This is a genomic window from Mesorhizobium sp. WSM4815 (assembly GCF_055811575.1).
Genome location: NZ_JBVVQS010000087.1, coordinates 63,987 through 79,005, shown reverse-complemented (window position 1 = coordinate 79,005; position 15,019 = coordinate 63,987). Strand labels below are relative to the sequence as shown.

Sequence of the window (15,019 nt, the reverse complement as noted above, 5' to 3'; positions counted from 1 at the left end):
ACTGTACGAAAGGTTTCCCGCGCCACTGGGACCAGGCGATTGTCCGGCAAATCGATGACGCACCGGTTTGAACAGCATTTGGGCGGCGACGTCCAGACTTGGCCCAACAAACTTTTGTGTCGTAGCGCGACCAGTCACGGCAGAGAATATATCGGCCGGTGTAGCGAGCAGCGCCCTTTCCTTCTCCCCTTGTTGTGGGAGAAGGTCACAGCAGGTCCTGGCCGGAGCGTCTCATCCGGCGTCGATCTTCTCCATGAACTGACCGAGCTGATCCGGGTCCATATGCACCACATGCTTGTCTTCGGGATAGGCCAGGCTGTTGACGTCGGCGACATATTCGGAAAAAGCAGCGATGCGTTCCGCCTGCAGGCGGTCATATTCGGCGGCGAAATTGCGATAGACCTTGGAATGGCGCGGCATGTGGCCACGGTTCTGGCCAAGGATATCGTCGGCGAACAGATATTGCGCGTCGCAGCCGGTGCCGGCCCCCATCGACAGCATGATCAGCGAAGTGCGTTCCGAAATCGCCTTGGCCACCTCGACCGGCACGACTTCGATCTCGGCGCCGATCGCGCCGGCCGCTTCGTATTGCTTGACTGCGTCGAAAATCTGCATGGCGCTGTCGGCGGTCTTGCCGACAGCCTTGAAGCCGCCGGTCCAGGTGGCGCGCGACGGGATCAGGCCGACATGGCCGATGACCGGGATATTGTCATCGGCCAGCCGTTTGACAGTGGCAAAGCCGGCGCTGCAATAAACCGCGTCGGCGCTCGCCTTGTAGAGCCGGAACGCCCAGCGGACGAAATCGTCGGCTGTGCCGATCTCGTAGAAATTGTCGCCCGGCATGGTGAACAGGCTGGGTGCGGCATCGCGGTATCGCGGATCGAGCACCAGTTCCGGCGGCACCGAGACTATGTCGACCCCGGCTCGTTCGGCGGCCTCGGCCTCGTCCATCGTCAGCACCCGCAGCATGGTCAATTGCCGCTTGCCCTTCATGGCGCGCAGGTCTGCCACCGTCGGTCTTTTCCGGCTCATCGATTCTGGTCCCCTATGTTACGTGAATGGAAGGCCGGTCAGGCTTCAATTTGCATGATCTTATCCGAAAACCGGTTCCCACTTTTCGGAATCATGCTTTTAGATCTGAATCATCACCTTGCCAGCTTCGACCTTCACCGGAAAGGTCTGCAGATTGACGCAGACCGGCGCGCCCTTGGCCTGGCCGGTCTTGTAATTGAAGCGGCCATTGTGCTTGGGGCATTCGATGATGTCGTCCATGACAAGCCCATCGGCCAGATGCGCCTTTTCATGTGTGCAAAAGCCGTCGGTGGCGAAGAATTCGTCATCCGGCGAACGGTAGATCGCGAAGCTGCGGCCGCCATGATCGAAGCGGATGACATCCTCTTCGTCGACATCGTCGACAGCGCACGCCTCGACCCAATCGGCCATCCCTACTTTCTCCCGAAGTTTCGACTTGTTGTGCTGCGCAGTGCTATTCAGCTGCTGCCGACATGTTCACTTCGTGGAACTCGCCACGATAGGGCCGTGCCGTCGGCGGCAGCTCGCGCTTGAGGAAATAGTCCTCGTATTTGAGCTGCCTGAGCAGGACCGGCCAAACCTCGCGATAGGCATGCCACATCGACGGGTTCGGCTCCGGCAGATCGTGTCTGATCAATTCGTGCAGCCTGGGCAGCGCGTAATAGGGCACCATCGGGAACATGTGATGCTCGACGTGGTAGTTCATGTTCCAGTAGATGAACCGGCTGATCGGGTTCATATAGACGGTCCTGGAGTTGAGCCGGTGATCGATGACATTGTCGGCCAGGCCGATGTGCTGCAGCAGGCCGGTCAGCACCATGTGCCAGGTGCCATAGAGGCGCGGCCCGCCGATCAGCACCAGCGGTATCCACGACTGCATGAAAACCGCGAGCGCGATTGTGGCGATGTAGATGGCGACATGGCAGCGCGCGGCGATGACGGCCTTGTGCTGTTCCATCTCGGGCACGTAGCTTTTCTCGTCCGGCGTCAGCTTGCCGAACGCCTGGCGTGCCAGTGCCGGAAGCGAATAGCGAAAGTCGAGGATACCGGTGAAGGCGAGTGCGGTGCGCAGCAGATCCGGCGGGCGCATAACGGCGATCTCGGCATCGCGCCCGACGATGATGGTGTCGGTGTGATGCCTGGCATGGCTCCAGCGCCAGGTCACCGGATTGCGCATCAGCATGAAGCTGGCAATCTGGTAGACGACATCATTCATCCAGCGTGTGCGGAAAGCCGTGCCGTGGCCGCATTCGTGCCAGCGCGAGTCGCTGGCCGAGGCATAGAGCACGCCATAGACGAAGAAGAACGGCACGCACCGCCAGGTGCCCCAGAAGTAAACGCCGCCGGCGGCGGAGACCAGGATGGCGCCCAGCCAGATGGCCGTGTCGCGGATTGCCGGACTGTCGGAACGTTGCATCAGTTCCTTCATCGTCTTGCGCGGCACATCGGTATGGTACCACTCAGCCGAGGCTAGCCCGGTTTCGATCGCAATCCGCGTGCTTTCGCCGACCAGGCTGTAATCGCGCTTCACCTTGCCAGCCATTGTGACCTCCAATTTTCGAACCGCCGCGAGCTCTCTCCACTCCGGCCAAGGCCAGCCTTCCAACTGGTGTTTCGCACCGCCTTCGCCATTGTCACGACCTGCCTCCGAGAACAGGAAAATGACCCGATGGCCGCGGATAATCCTCCCGCGGCTGCCTGGCAATCGCTGCGATCCGGCTCTCGGCGGCGGCGATCTCGCCGGCGCCGTCGAGAACCCGGAACACCGCTTCGTACGAACGGCTTTCGCCGTGCTCCAGCCAGATCATCTCGCCGCGCTCGCGCGCTGCCAGATTGCCCAGCACATGATGCGTCGACGGCTCGATGCCAAGCGCATAATGCCCAGCCTGGAAATTCTGCCACTCATAGGCGCAAGGCAACTGGTGCTTGCGCGTGACGACTTCGAGACCGAGGCCGAGACGGTCGTTGACCACCGCCACCGGCACGTCGGCGTTGGCGTCGGCGCCGAGTTCGTGCTGCCAGACCTGTTCCGTGAAGCCCAGTTGCGGTGCCGGCGCCGTGCGGTAGCCGACCTTCTGCGCTTCATAGCGCTCGCCGGCATGGCCCGCCCAGACGACGTCGCGGATCGGCGCCAGGTAGCGGGAGCCCTCGTCGAGCACCGGATGGCTGACATTGATGTGATAAAAGTACATATGCGGCGTGCGGCTAAAACCGTGATTGACGACGCGGTCCGAAAGCCGGATCTCGTTGCCGCCGACATCGGCCTCGATCCGCCGCAGCAGATGCAGATCCTCGCCGAACACCGTCGACTGCTGGACGACACCTTCGGCCCACATCACGCAGCGGTCGCCGTCCCATGTCTCGCCATAGCCGGTCAATCGCGCCGGGATGGTGCTGACGCGGCCATGCAGCGAATGGCGCACCGTCTTCTTCGGCGGATAATTGTAGCTGTCGGCGGGGACCTCGTTCATGAACAATATATGGTCGAGGCCGCAGGTCAGCAGCAGGCCGGAAAACGACCGCGCCCAGGCCAGCCCCTCCTCGCCTTCATATTCGTGCAGGCCGGGATGGCGAAAGCCGCTCGGCGAATGCCAGCCGATCGCCTGGCCCCTAAAATCGCAATCGGCGATGTCGAGCGCCCGGTCGACCAGCGCGGTGAAGCGCAGGCCGGAGCCGGTGCGGAATTCGAGCATGCGGATGCCGCGCTCCACCCCGTCGCCGAGCGTCATCAGCCGCACGCCGGCGAATTGCGACAGCATGCCGGACCGCTCCGAGACCTGCCGGCGCGAAAGCGTCTTGCCGTAAAGCTCTACCATCTGACGGCCAGTTCCTTCACTTCGCCCTCGTCTCCTTGAGCAGGGCCGACATGTCGGCGCCGGTGATGATGCTCTCCACCGTCAGCAGGTCGGTATCAGCGACTGTCTGCTCGGCGACGATCTCGCCGCGGCGCATGACGATGATGCGGTCGGCGACCTGGAAGACGTGATGGATGTTGTGGGTGATCAGCAGAACCGAATGGCCGGCGGCGCGCACCTCCTTGACGAAGCGCAGCACGCCGTGCGTTTCCTCGACGCCGAGATTGTTGGTCGGCTCGTCGAGGATGATGACCTTGGCGGCGAACTGCATGGCCCGCGAAATGGCGATCGACTGGCGCTCACCGCCCGACAATGTGCTGACCAGCGCATCGGCGTCGAGTTTTTTCGAGATGCCGACGCGCTTCAGCAGCGCCGACGCGGCATCGCGCAATTTGGCGAGGTCGAGCGGCGCGAACACGCCCAGCCATTTCAGATTGACCGGCTCGCGACCGAGAAAGAGGTTGCGCGCGATGCTCAGGTCCGGCGCCAGCGACGTGTCCTGGTGAATGGTCTCAATGCTGAGATCCATGGCGTCGCGCGTCGAGCGGATCAAGACTTTTAGGCCGCGCACATAGATGTCGCCGCGGTCGACGGGGAAGACGCCGGAGATCGCCTTGATCAAAGTGGATTTGCCGGCGCCGTTGTCGCCGAGCAAGGCCACCACCTCGCCCTCGTTGAGGGTGAAGGAGGCGCTCTTCAGCGCGCGGACGCTGCCGAAGGATTTTTGCAGATTGTGCAGCCGAAGCACTTCCATGGTCAGCTCCTGGCGGCGTTCTTCTGCAGCAAAGCGTGCAGGATGAGCATGGCAAGGATGATGACGCCGACGAAGATATTGTAGGCGAGGCCGGGCACGCCGATCAGCACGATGCCGTTGCGGATGCTGCGCAGCATCAGCGCGCCGACGATGGTACCCAGGATGGTGCCGCGCCCGCCGGTCAGCGCCGTGCCGCCGACCACCACCATGGCAATCACTTCGAGCTCGTATCCGGTACCGGCTACCGGCGAGGCGGCCGAGATGCGGAACGCACTGATCATGCCGGCAAGACCGGCAAGCACTGAGGTCAGGATGAACAGCCAGACCTTGACCGCATCGGCCGGCACGCCGCGCGCCACCGCAGCGTTGCGGTTCGAACCGATGGCGCTGATCCAGTTGCCGAGCTTGGCGTAGTGCAGCACGTAGATCGCCAGCAGCGACAGGCCGATGAACCACCACAGCGAGGTATAGAAACGGAACGTTCCGATATTGAAGCTGCCGGCCAGCAGTGTCACGAAAAAGCCAGGCTGGTCCCAGGATTTCAGCGGAAAACCTTGCGTGATGTAGAGCGCAGCCCCTCGCACGACGAGCAGCATCGACAGCGTCACCAGGAACGAGGAGATGCCGATCTTGGTGACGATCAGCCCGTCGACCGCACCGATCGCTATGCAGAGCAGCAGGCCGGCAAGCAGCGCGATGCCGATATCAAACCCGCCGTTCTGCACCAGCAGCATGACGACGACCGGCGCAAGGCCGAACACGGCGCCGACCGAAAGGTCGAACTCGCCCGCCGTCAGAAGCAGCGTCATGCCGAGCGCGATGATGCCGAGTTCGGGCAGGAACGCCATCATGTTGGAGATGTTGAGCGGCGACAGGAAGTTCCCGTCGGCGATCGCGAACACCGCCAGCAGGACAATCAGGATGACGAGCGAAGAGAATTGCGGCGAGCGGATCAGGCTCGACCTGCGTTTGGAGCGCGGCATTTCCTGTTCTGCGGCGATAGTCATGACTGCTTGGACCATATCTCAGGGCGGCGCCCGCCGCCTGCGCAGCGGGCGTCAGTTTCAATCACTTGTCGTAGAGTTTCAGGATCGGTTCGACGCTCGATGCGTCGTAGAGGCTGAAAGTGTGGATATCGTAGCCGATCGGTTCGCCCGCGGCGGCAAGCCCGAGCAGCGCCACCGGCATGAAGCCCTGCGCCGACGGGAATTGCCAGGCAGCCGCGTTGACGAAGCCGGTCTTGACGGCTTCGGCGGTTTCCCTGGAATTGCCCCAGCCAACGACCGGGATCTTGCCAGCCGGCACGCCGGCGCCGTCGAACACCCGCTTGACGCTGGCCGCCACGGAATCGCCGAGCGCGATGATTGCCGGCGGATTGTTGGCGACCATGTAGTCGGTCATCTTGGCGATGATGCCGGCCGGATCGGTGCCGCAATCGACCACGTCGTACTTGATGCCGAGCGGATCGAAGACGCTGGCGATGCCTTCGGTCTCGAGTTGCTGATAGCTGGCGCCCGGCACTTCGACCGGCAGGAACACCTTGTCGCCCTGCTTCACCAACTTGTGGTCGACCAGATATTTCGCCCAGATGACGCCGGCTTGCCTAAGGTCGGCGCCGACATAGGCCTGCCGGCCGGTCGCTGGATCGTCGGTGTTGAAGAACACGATCGGGATGCCAGCCGCCTTGGCTGCCTTGACCTCCTCGGTCCATAGGCCGGGCTGCGCAGAGGTGGTGGCGATGCCGTCCGGCTTGGCGGCAAGTGCGGAGTTGAAGGCCTCTTTCTGCGCCGCCATGTCGCCGCCGCTGAACGAGATCTTGCAGGTCACCTTGAGCTGGTCGCAGGCCTTGGTCGCGCCGGCATTCCAGTCGATCCAGAAGGCGTCCGACGGGCCGCCATGCGACAGCAGGTAGAACGTCTTCTGAGCATCCTGCGCCAGCGCCGGTACAGCCAGTGCAACACCGGCGAACACGGTCGCCGCAGCCGCGATTTTCGATACGAATCTCAACATTCTCTTCCTCCCTTTGTTGTGGCCGTCACAGTCCGTTGGCGCGAAATTTCTCGTCGAGGAATTTCTTGGCGCGCGGCACGTCGTCCTCCGAAAGGTGCTCGATGATGACCGGGATGTTCGGGTGCTTTTCGGACAGCCGCTTGAGATAGAGGTCGTAGTTCAGCGAACCGAGGCCGGGCGCCGGCAGCTCGATCTCGCCGACACCGCGAAAAGTGTGGCTTTCCAGCGCGTCCTCGTCGCCGATATCGGCGTGCTTCTCCGACTTGTCGCCGCCCGAGCGCTTGACGTCCTTGGCGTGGGCTATTTTGATCTTGTCGGTCAGGGTGTCGAATACCTGGTTCAGGATCTGGTCCATCCTGTCGATGTTATGGGTCTCGAAATAGTTGGTCGGATCCATCAACAGGCCGAGGCCGGGATGGTCGACGTGCGCGAACATCTTCACCGTCTCCTCGACCGAGCCGACGACATTGTTGACATAGGTTTCGAGCAGGAACACCGCGCCGTGGTCGTAGGCGGTCTGGGCAAGGTCGGCGATAACCTTGCGGCATTCCTCAAAACCTTCCTCGGTCTTGTTCTTGGGATGGTGCACCCAGTCGGATTCGGTGTTGTAGGTGCCGGTTTCCGAGATCACGTAAGGCGAGCCGAATTCGCGCGCATTGCGGATGATCTCTTTGAGATAGCCGACGCGCCTCTCGCGCTCGCCCATGTCCGGATGAATGATGTTGGTATAGCCCGACACGCAGCACACCGGCAGGTTGTGGTCGCGGAAGGTGTCGCGAACCGTCCTGGCCTTTTCCTTGGTGATCTGCCCGGCCGACAGGTCGATATCCCTGAAATGCAGATCGAGCTGTACCGTGTTGAAATCGAGCGCACGGATCTTCTGCGCGGTTTCCTTGAGGCCGTACGGGAAATAGCCCGTGAAGATACCTGCCTGCATCATGATATGAAATCCTCCCTGTAAGCGATTCAGTTGCTTGGGTTTATCGAGATTTCGGACAGCTTGACCGTGCGGCGCTCGTCGATCGAGCGATAGCCGGCTTCGATCAGCGCCATGGTCTTGACGTTGTCGGCGACGGAAAGTGCCGGCCGCTCACCCGTCTTGACCGCATGCTGGAGTTGCTCCATCACGCCGATGAAGGCATGCGGGAACCACATCGTGCTCCAGCTGGGAGTGACCCATTCGCCGCCGGTGGTCTCGGTCGAGGCATAGGTCAGCGTCGAGGCAGAGCCTGTCGGCCAGCCGATGGTGCCCTTGGCGACGCCCTTGGTGCCGTCGACGCGCCAGTTGATGTGCTGGTCGTCCCTGTAGCCGTCCTGGCGCGGGCCGGACCAGACATCCTCCAGCGATACGGCGAGCACGCCGGACGGAAATCGCATCGTCGAGACGGTGATGCCGTCCGAATGGTCGAAGCGCGTGCGCGGATCCTTGCGGGTCAGCGTCGTGATCTCGTCGGGATCGCCGAACAGGAAGCGCAGCACGTCGAGATGGTGGACGCTCATATTGGCGAGCGTCAGCCGGTCATAGTCTTCGAGGAATGTCTGCCAGTGCGGGATCGCATGCATGTCGATCTGCGCGAAGACGATGTCACCGAGCGCGCCGCTGTCGATGATCTGCTTCAGCACCCGCATCGACTGGTCGTAGCGCATGTTCTGGTTGACCGAGAGGATCTTGCCGGCCCTGGCCGCCTCGTCGCGCAGTTTGACCGCTTCATCGAGCGACAGCGCCAGCGGCTTTTGCGCCAGGATCGCCCTGATATGCTGCTGCTTCAGCGCATGGCGGATCAGCGCCGGCTGCTGGTCCGGCGGAAACGCAAGGTCGATGATCTCGACATTTTTGTCCTCGATCAATTGTTCCGGCGTGTCGTGGACGGTCGGGATCTCCCAGCGCCTGGCGACCCTCTCGGCGCTGGCCTTGGTCCTGGAGGCGATCGCCACCACGGGAAAACCAGCTTCCTTGTAGGCGGCAAGGTGACATTCGGCCATGATCATGCCGGCGCCAACGCAGCCGATCCTGTAGTCCCTGGTGCGGACTTTAACGTCCGGCTCGAAGCCGTTTCTTGGCCCGCCTTCGCTCGCCATGTCTTCCTCCCGAACCTCGTTGCTTGCGGTCGCCGTCATCTTGCCAGCGCTCCCCCGCTTTGCCCGAAATAATGTACCCTGCCCGGCTCGCAGGATATCGCCACCATCGCATCCGGCCTGATGTCCGGCTGGCCGCACAGCAGCGCCCGCAGGCGCGCCTGCCCGGCAGCGAGAGTCACGACGGTATAGCCGCCGAGCGGCTCGACCTCGAACACTCGTGCCGGGCGGCCCGCGCGCCCAACCGACATTCCGCCATCCGATATTTCCCCATCCAGCCAGGGCCGGACCTTGATATCTTCCGGCCTGAGCCCGATCTCGACGGCATTGGCCGGCGCGGCCTTGTCCGCAATACGGATCGCGCCTTCGGCCGCCTCCATGCCTTCCGCGCCGCGCACCGACTTCAAGATGTTCATCATCGGCGAACCGAGCAGCCGCGCGACATAGGTGCTGGCCGGCCGATCATAGATCTCGGCCGGCGCGCCGGTCTGCCTGATCCTGCCGTTTTCCAGAATGGCGATGCGGTCGGCGACAGACATCGCCTCTTCCTGGTCGTGCGTGACATAAATCAGCGTCTTGCCAAGCTCGCGCTGGATGCGCTTCAGCTCGACGCGAGTCTCCTCACGCAGCCTGGCGTCGAGCGCCGAGATCGGATCGTCCATCAGATAGGCATTGGGGTCGCGCACCAGCGCCCGGGCAATCGCCACGCGCTGCCGCTCGCCGCCCGAAAGCTGCGCCGGCGGCTTGTGCAGGATGTGGCCGATATGCAGCTTGGCCGCGACGTCATCGACACGTTTTACGATATCGGCCTCGGCGACCCGGCGTTCGACCAGGGGAAAGCGGACATTGTCGCGCGCGCTCATATGCGGAAACAGCGCAAGGTTCTGGAACACCATGGCGACATTGCGCTCGGCTGGCGACACCGTATTGACCGGCCGGCCGCCGATCAGGATCTCGCCACTATCGGGGGTTTCCAGTCCGAGCACCAAGCGCAGTATCGTCGATTTGCCGGACAGCGGCGGGCCGAAGAAGCAGAAGAACTCATTGTCATTGACAGTGAACGAGGCGTCATCGACGGCGAGCGTGTCGCCATAGCGTTTCGTCACATTGCGGAAGACGATATCGGCCATGGTCTTAATCCGCTTCGCTGGTTGCGGACAGACTACCGGCGTTGGCGCTGCCTCTCATCCGCCTGCCGGGACCTTCTCCCCGTATAATGACGGGGAGAAGGGTGAAGCTCCAACGCTGGCGCCCCCCTCTCCCCGTCACTATACGGGGAGAGGGTAAGGGTGAGGGGCGGCGCCAACGTAGAGATATTTGTACGAGCATCTCAGCCTCCCGCCTTGATGGCGCGACCAGTGCCAGCGTCGAAGACGCGCACCGACTGCGCGGCCGGCGCGACAACCGCTGTCTGCCCGATCGCCAGCCCGACATCATTGTCGAACACCGCCTTCACCGCGCTCTCGCCCTGGCCGAGATGGACGATGGTGCGCGCGCCGATGCGCTCGACGAACGTTACCGGCATCGACAGGCCGCGGTCTGAGAGAATCACCTGCTCCGGCCGAAAGCCGTAGAGCACATCTCCGCGCGCGGCCCTCACTGCCGCGGCGAGATTGTCCGGCAGCGGCGGCGTGACACCGAGCGGGCCGAGGTCGATGACCAGGCCCCGGTCGCTTTCCGCCGGCCTGCCCCTCAGCAGGTTCATGCCCGGCGCGCCGATGAAGCGGGCAACAAAGACGTTGGCCGGATCGTTGTAGACCTCGAGCGGCGTGCCGATCTGCTGCAGCACGCCATGGTCCATCACCGCGATGCGGTCGGCCATGGTCATCGCTTCGAGCTGGTCGTGGGTGACATAGACCATGGTCTGCCGGAACTGCCGCTGCAGCTGCTTCAGCTCGGTCCGCATCACCGCCCGGAAGGCGGCATCGACATTGGACAGCGGCTCGTCGAGCAGGAAGATCGCCGGCTCGATGATCGCGGAGCGGCCGATCGCCACCCGCTGCAATATGTTGACCGACAGCCTGTCGGCCTTGCGGTCGAGCAGCGCAGTCAGCTGCAGCATCTCGGCAATGGCGCCGACGCGACGGTCGATCTCGGCCTTTGCCGCGCCGCGCATTTTGGGGCCGTAGGCGAGGTTCTGCCGCACGCTCATGTGGGTGAAGATCGCGTAGTTCTGGAAGACGAAGCCGACGCCGCGGCGTCCCATCGGCACGCCTTCCATGTCGCGCTCGCCGAACAGGATCTTGCCGCTGGTCGGCTCTTCCATGCCGGCGATCATGTTCATCGTCGTCGACTTGCCGCAGCCCGACGGCCCGAGCAGCGCCATGAACTCGCCGTCGGCGATGGCAAGATCCATCGTCTTCAGCGCGGTGAAGTCGCCGAACTTCTTGACCAGGTTCTGCAGGTGGATGGCGCTCATGCCGTCACCTCGCGTGCCCGGGCATGCGCTTCATGGCAAACACCGCGGCTATGGACAGCACGATCAATATGGCCAGCGCGATCGCCGCGACATAGCCCCAGATCAGGTCCTGGGTGGTGAGCTTATAGATATAGACGGAGATGGTTTCGGTGGCGACGCCGGGGCCGCCGCCGGTCATGATGTAGAGCGTGTCGAATATCTTGAAGTTCTCGATCACCCGGATCGCCAGCGCGATGATGATGATCGTCTTCATCTTCGGCAGCACGATGGTGACGAAGCGTTGCCAGGGATTGGCGCCGAGCAGCGTCGCCGCCTTGATCTGGTCTTCGGGCACGCCGACCAGGCCGGCAAGCAGGATGAGGAACATCAGCGGCGTCCACTGCCAGATATCGGCGACCATGACGGCGATGAGCGCCAGCGTCGGGTCCGACAGCCAGGCGATGGTGACGGGAAAGCCTGATAGCGCCGACAGGATGTCGTTGACCGGGCCGCCCGACTGGAACAGCATGAAGAACATGTAGCCGGCCACCGCCGGCACCACCATCATCGGCATCAGCAGGATCGAATAAAAGATCCGCTTGCCTGGAAACTCGTCGGCAAACAGCGTGGCGAGCGCCAGGCCGAGCAGGAATTCCGCCGGCACGCAGACGATCATCACGATGACGGTGCGCCTGAGCGCGCTCCAGAAGCGAGCGTCGGCGGCAAGGTCGGTGTAGTTGGCAAAATTGTTCCACAGCGACCAGGCGCTCCACCAGCCGAGGCCCGACAGCGGCGACCAGTCGGTCAGGCTGATATAGAGCTGCATCAAGAGCGGGAAGACCGCGATGAACAGCACCAGTATCTGCGCCGGCAAGGTCAGCCGGAAACCGAGCTTTGCCCCTTCATCAGGCAAAGCCGGGTTTGCGTGGGCCGCGTGGCTGTTGTCCTCCGGGATGGGGGCCTGCTCCGAAATTGCGGCAGTCGCGGCGCTCATTGCTTGAGCGCCCCGAAGGTCAGCCCGCGCACCAGATGGCGCTGGATGGCGATACCCATGATCACAGGCGGCACCGCCGCGATCAGGCCGAGAGCTGCCTTGGCGCCATAGAGCTGCCCGGTCATCGAGGAGGACAGCGAGGCCATGTAGACGGGGACCGTCACCCATTCGCGCGTCGTCAGAAGCAGCGCGATCAGATAGTCCGACCAGTTGAGGATGAAGACGAACAGCGCGGCACTGGCCAGCGGCGCGCGCATCATCGGCAGCGTGATGCGGGTGAAGACGCGCAGCCGCGAGCAGCCCTCGACCAGCGCCGCTTCCTCGATCTCGCGCGGCATGTCGTCGAAGAAGGTCTTCATCAGCCAGAACGCAAAGGGCAGCGTGACGATGCCGTAGATCAGCGACAGCCCCCACCAACTGTCGGTGAAGTTGAGGAAGGCCCACATGATCATCACCGGGGTCATCACCGCCATCGGCGGAAACAGGCGGAGCTGGATCAGCGCCAGCGGCAGGTTCTGGCCCGAGCCGAAGCGCGACAGCCCGTAGGCCGCCGCGGTGCCCGCCGACATGGCGATCGCCGTTCCGAAGGTGGCCGACAGCAGCGACGACAGGATCGGCTTCAGGGCGGTGCGGTCGAGCGCGACGATCAGGTTGTTGGTCGATTCACCGAAGACAAAGCGGAAATTGCTGAGCGTCGGATCCTTCGGCCACCAGGTCAGCTCGGCGCCGGTCGCCGACCATTCGGCGATCGGCTTGAAGGCCATCGACACCATCCACAGGATCGGCACCAGCGTCACCGCGATGGCGGCAAGGATCGCTGCATAGCGGAATATTTCGAAGGGAATGGAACGCTTCATCTTGCAGCTTTGCTGGTACCGTCGTTTGCGGGGGCGAAGCGCAAACTCCTCGCCTCCATTCGGATCCTGGGAGGAGGATCAGCTGACCGGGTCGAGAACCGTGGGCCAGGCCTCCTTGTTGGTCTTGATGGCTTCGAGAAGCTTCTCCTCGCCGGTGCGGCGGGCGATCTTCTTCCATTCCGCCTCGGTGTCGGCCATCGCCTGCTCGGCGGTCTTGGCCTTGGTCAGTGCGGCGACGAGGTTCTCGTCCAGCGCGTTGTGGAAGGCGGTGGCGCCGGGATAGTTGATGGTCGGCACGGTGCGGGCGACCGTCTCGCGCACCACATCCATGTGGTAGGCGTGATAGGTCTGGCGGACCAGCGGGTCGGAGAAATCCGACAACCGGAACGGATCGAAATAGCCGCCCGGATTGGCGGTCATCCAGGCATAGATACGGCTCGAACCCAGCCACTGCAGGAACAGGTAGCAGGCCTCCGGATTCTTGGCCTGCGACGAGACCGAGGCCGACAGATTGAGCCACAGCACCGAGCGGCTGATCAGCTTGCCGTCGATCTCGCGGCCGGGCGGCAGCATCGAGCCGATCTTGCCGGTGACAGCTGAATCCTTGTTGCCGGCATTGTCCAAAAATTTCGGCAGGTTGGAGAAGGCGCAGGTCATCGCGGCGCCGCCCTTGGCAAAATTGCCGTACTGCTCCGGCCAGCCCCACGAGATCGCATCCGGCGAATGATGGGCCAGCGAGGCGATGTACTCGTTAACAGCGGCAATGCCTTGCTGCGAATTGATCAGCGGCCTGCCGGTATCGTCGAACAGGAACTGATTGGGCGAAGCCATTGAAACATAACGCTGATACCAATTGGTGTAGCCCCAGCCCTGGTTGCGCAGATCGGTCGAACCGAACAGACCCTTGTCCGGGCGATGGAAGAAGGCGGCGATCTCGTCATGCTGCTTCCAGGTCTTCGGCGGCGCCAGTTCATAGCCATGCTTGTCGGAGAAGGCTTTCTTCTCGGCCGCGTCGCCGAACAGATCGGTGCGATAGACCCAAGTCTGGAAATCGCCGTCCAGCGACACGCCATAGGTCGAGCCGCGATACTGGTTGAGCAGCGAGACGCCCTTGGCGCCGTCGACATAGCCGCGCTCGGGGTCGTCCCATTCCGGCTTGTACTGGGCGACGAAGTCGTCGAGCTTCAGGATGCCGCCGGTTTCGGCGAGATCGCCGAGACGGTTCCATTCCACCGCGTAGATGTCATAGGCCCCACCCTTGGTGGAGATGTCCTGCATCGTCTTGGTGAATTCCTGGCCGTTCGGCACGCCGACGATCTCGAGCGGAATGCCGGTTTCTTTCTCCCACAGATCCTTGATCGAGGGCGCGCCGGCGGGAAATGGCTGCGTCAGCTGGCCGATCGAGCCGTCGGACAGGCCAAGCACGATCTTGGCCGGCGCCTTGCCGGCCCCCTTCATCGCTTTGGCCGCCTCGATGGCGCGGCCTTCCGGCGTGTCGGGACCATACTGATAGCGCTCCGAGCCGTCGAAGCCGGTCGGGCCGCCGATCATGCCCGGCGCCAGCGCATCGGCCGCATAGGCGCGGCTGGGGCGGATGAATTTCGGCGCGATACCTGCGGCGGCAACAAGCACGGCCGCCTTTCCACCGGACGCCAGCAGACGGCGCCGCGACATGCGGATCATATCAGACATTGGAACTCCTCCCTCGGGGGCCTTGTTCCTCCACGGCCCTCGTGATGGATATTGACGGCACCGGGGAAGGCTGTCAACATCATAAATAATCAAAACAAATCACAACATCGCAAATGGAGGAAAAATGCAGTCGATCATCATCGCCCCATCGCACTCGCTGCTGGATTTTGAGGGGCTTGAATTTGAAGGGCGGCGCGGCTCGACGATTTAGTGTAGCGCCGGCTTGCGCATCGGCTAAGGCCGGATACATCATTTCCCATCAGAATCGCGGATGGCATGAAGCGGTCGTCCGGCATTCGAACCATTGAGCGCGCGATTTTGATGCGCGGTAGCGCGCAAGCAGTGAGGTGA

Annotated in this window: 13 protein-coding genes and 1 pseudogene; all 14 read right to left on the bottom strand. The window is 62.8% G+C overall.

Going from position 1 to position 15,019, the window contains the following annotated elements; translation table 11 throughout:
- Positions 1–231 precede the first annotated feature (231 nt).
- Positions 232–1,032, bottom strand: coding sequence for a 3-methyl-2-oxobutanoate hydroxymethyltransferase (locus AC0L2B_RS10650; RefSeq protein ID WP_473745297.1), 801 nt, complete (start codon positions 1,030–1,032; stop codon positions 232–234).
- 99 nt (positions 1,033–1,131) lie between these two features.
- Positions 1,132–1,443 (bottom strand): MocE family 2Fe-2S type ferredoxin, encoded by a 312-nt coding sequence (locus AC0L2B_RS10645; RefSeq protein ID WP_473745295.1) that lies wholly within the window; start codon positions 1,441–1,443, stop codon positions 1,132–1,134.
- A 43-nt stretch (positions 1,444–1,486) separates the two neighbouring features.
- Positions 1,487–2,575: a fatty acid desaturase family protein gene (locus AC0L2B_RS10640; protein WP_473745294.1), complete on the bottom strand. Its 1,089-nt coding sequence runs from the start codon at positions 2,573–2,575 to the stop codon at positions 1,487–1,489.
- Positions 2,576–2,666: 91 nt separating this feature from the next.
- Positions 2,667–3,848 (bottom strand): aldose 1-epimerase family protein, encoded by a 1,182-nt coding sequence (locus AC0L2B_RS10635; protein WP_473745292.1) that lies wholly within the window; start codon positions 3,846–3,848, stop codon positions 2,667–2,669.
- A gap of 16 nt (positions 3,849–3,864) precedes the next feature.
- Positions 3,865–4,647: an ATP-binding cassette domain-containing protein gene (locus tag AC0L2B_RS10630; protein ID WP_473745356.1), complete on the bottom strand. Its 783-nt coding sequence runs from the start codon at positions 4,645–4,647 to the stop codon at positions 3,865–3,867.
- Positions 4,644–5,648, bottom strand: coding sequence for an ABC transporter permease (locus AC0L2B_RS10625; protein ID WP_473745291.1), 1,005 nt, complete (start codon positions 5,646–5,648; stop codon positions 4,644–4,646). The genes AC0L2B_RS10630 and AC0L2B_RS10625 overlap by 4 nt, the downstream gene beginning before the upstream one ends.
- A 61-nt stretch (positions 5,649–5,709) precedes the next feature.
- Entirely contained in the window at positions 5,710–6,651 is a 942-nt protein-coding gene (locus AC0L2B_RS10620) for a sugar ABC transporter substrate-binding protein (protein WP_473745290.1), read from the bottom strand.
- Between the two features lie 25 nt (positions 6,652–6,676).
- Positions 6,677–7,591: a sugar phosphate isomerase/epimerase family protein gene (locus AC0L2B_RS10615; protein WP_473745289.1), complete on the bottom strand. Its 915-nt coding sequence runs from the start codon at positions 7,589–7,591 to the stop codon at positions 6,677–6,679.
- A 26-nt stretch (positions 7,592–7,617) separates the two neighbouring features.
- The gene (locus AC0L2B_RS10610) at positions 7,618–8,730 is read right to left on the bottom strand and encodes a Gfo/Idh/MocA family protein (protein WP_473745355.1); all 1,113 of its coding nucleotides are present in this window, start codon (positions 8,728–8,730) and stop codon (positions 7,618–7,620) included.
- Between the two features lie 35 nt (positions 8,731–8,765).
- On the bottom strand, positions 8,766–9,857 hold the full coding sequence (locus AC0L2B_RS10605) for an ABC transporter ATP-binding protein (RefSeq protein ID WP_473745288.1): 1,092 nt from the start codon (positions 9,855–9,857) through the stop codon (positions 8,766–8,768).
- A 200-nt stretch (positions 9,858–10,057) separates the two neighbouring features.
- Positions 10,058–11,146, bottom strand: coding sequence for an ABC transporter ATP-binding protein (locus AC0L2B_RS10600; RefSeq protein WP_473745287.1), 1,089 nt, complete (start codon positions 11,144–11,146; stop codon positions 10,058–10,060).
- Positions 11,143–12,119, bottom strand: a pseudogene (locus AC0L2B_RS10595) (carbohydrate ABC transporter permease). Before AC0L2B_RS10595 ends, AC0L2B_RS10600 begins: the two are co-directional and overlap by 4 nt.
- A complete protein-coding gene (locus tag AC0L2B_RS10590) occupies positions 12,116–12,976 on the bottom strand; it encodes a carbohydrate ABC transporter permease (RefSeq protein WP_473745286.1) in 861 nt (286 codons plus the stop codon). Before AC0L2B_RS10590 ends, AC0L2B_RS10595 begins: the two are co-directional and overlap by 4 nt.
- 78 nt (positions 12,977–13,054) lie before the next feature.
- Complete coding sequence (locus AC0L2B_RS10585) at positions 13,055–14,668, bottom strand: extracellular solute-binding protein (RefSeq protein ID WP_473509278.1); 1,614 nt, start codon at positions 14,666–14,668, stop codon at positions 13,055–13,057.
- Between the last annotated feature and the right edge of the window lie 351 nt (positions 14,669–15,019).

Coding starts and splice junctions, on each gene's coding strand:
- AC0L2B_RS10640 (WP_473745294.1), bottom strand. CDS start 2,575: ATGGCTGGCAAGGTGAAGCGCGATTACAGCCTGGTCGGCGAAAGCACG.
- AC0L2B_RS10585 (WP_473509278.1), bottom strand. CDS start 14,668: ATGTCTGATATGATCCGCATGTCGCGGCGCCGTCTGCTGGCGTCCGGT.
- AC0L2B_RS10645 (WP_473745295.1), bottom strand. CDS start 1,443: ATGGCCGATTGGGTCGAGGCGTGCGCTGTCGACGATGTCGACGAAGAG.
- AC0L2B_RS10590 (WP_473745286.1), bottom strand. CDS start 12,976: ATGAAGCGTTCCATTCCCTTCGAAATATTCCGCTATGCAGCGATCCTT.
- AC0L2B_RS10635 (WP_473745292.1), bottom strand. CDS start 3,848: ATGGTAGAGCTTTACGGCAAGACGCTTTCGCGCCGGCAGGTCTCGGAG.
- AC0L2B_RS10625 (WP_473745291.1), bottom strand. CDS start 5,648: ATGACTATCGCCGCAGAACAGGAAATGCCGCGCTCCAAACGCAGGTCG.
- AC0L2B_RS10650 (WP_473745297.1), bottom strand. CDS start 1,032: ATGAGCCGGAAAAGACCGACGGTGGCAGACCTGCGCGCCATGAAGGGC.
- AC0L2B_RS10600 (WP_473745287.1), bottom strand. CDS start 11,146: ATGAGCGCCATCCACCTGCAGAACCTGGTCAAGAAGTTCGGCGACTTC.
- AC0L2B_RS10620 (WP_473745290.1), bottom strand. CDS start 6,651: ATGTTGAGATTCGTATCGAAAATCGCGGCTGCGGCGACCGTGTTCGCC.
- AC0L2B_RS10605 (WP_473745288.1), bottom strand. CDS start 9,857: ATGGCCGATATCGTCTTCCGCAATGTGACGAAACGCTATGGCGACACG.
- AC0L2B_RS10615 (WP_473745289.1), bottom strand. CDS start 7,591: ATGATGCAGGCAGGTATCTTCACGGGCTATTTCCCGTACGGCCTCAAG.
- AC0L2B_RS10610 (WP_473745355.1), bottom strand. CDS start 8,730: ATGGCGAGCGAAGGCGGGCCAAGAAACGGCTTCGAGCCGGACGTTAAA.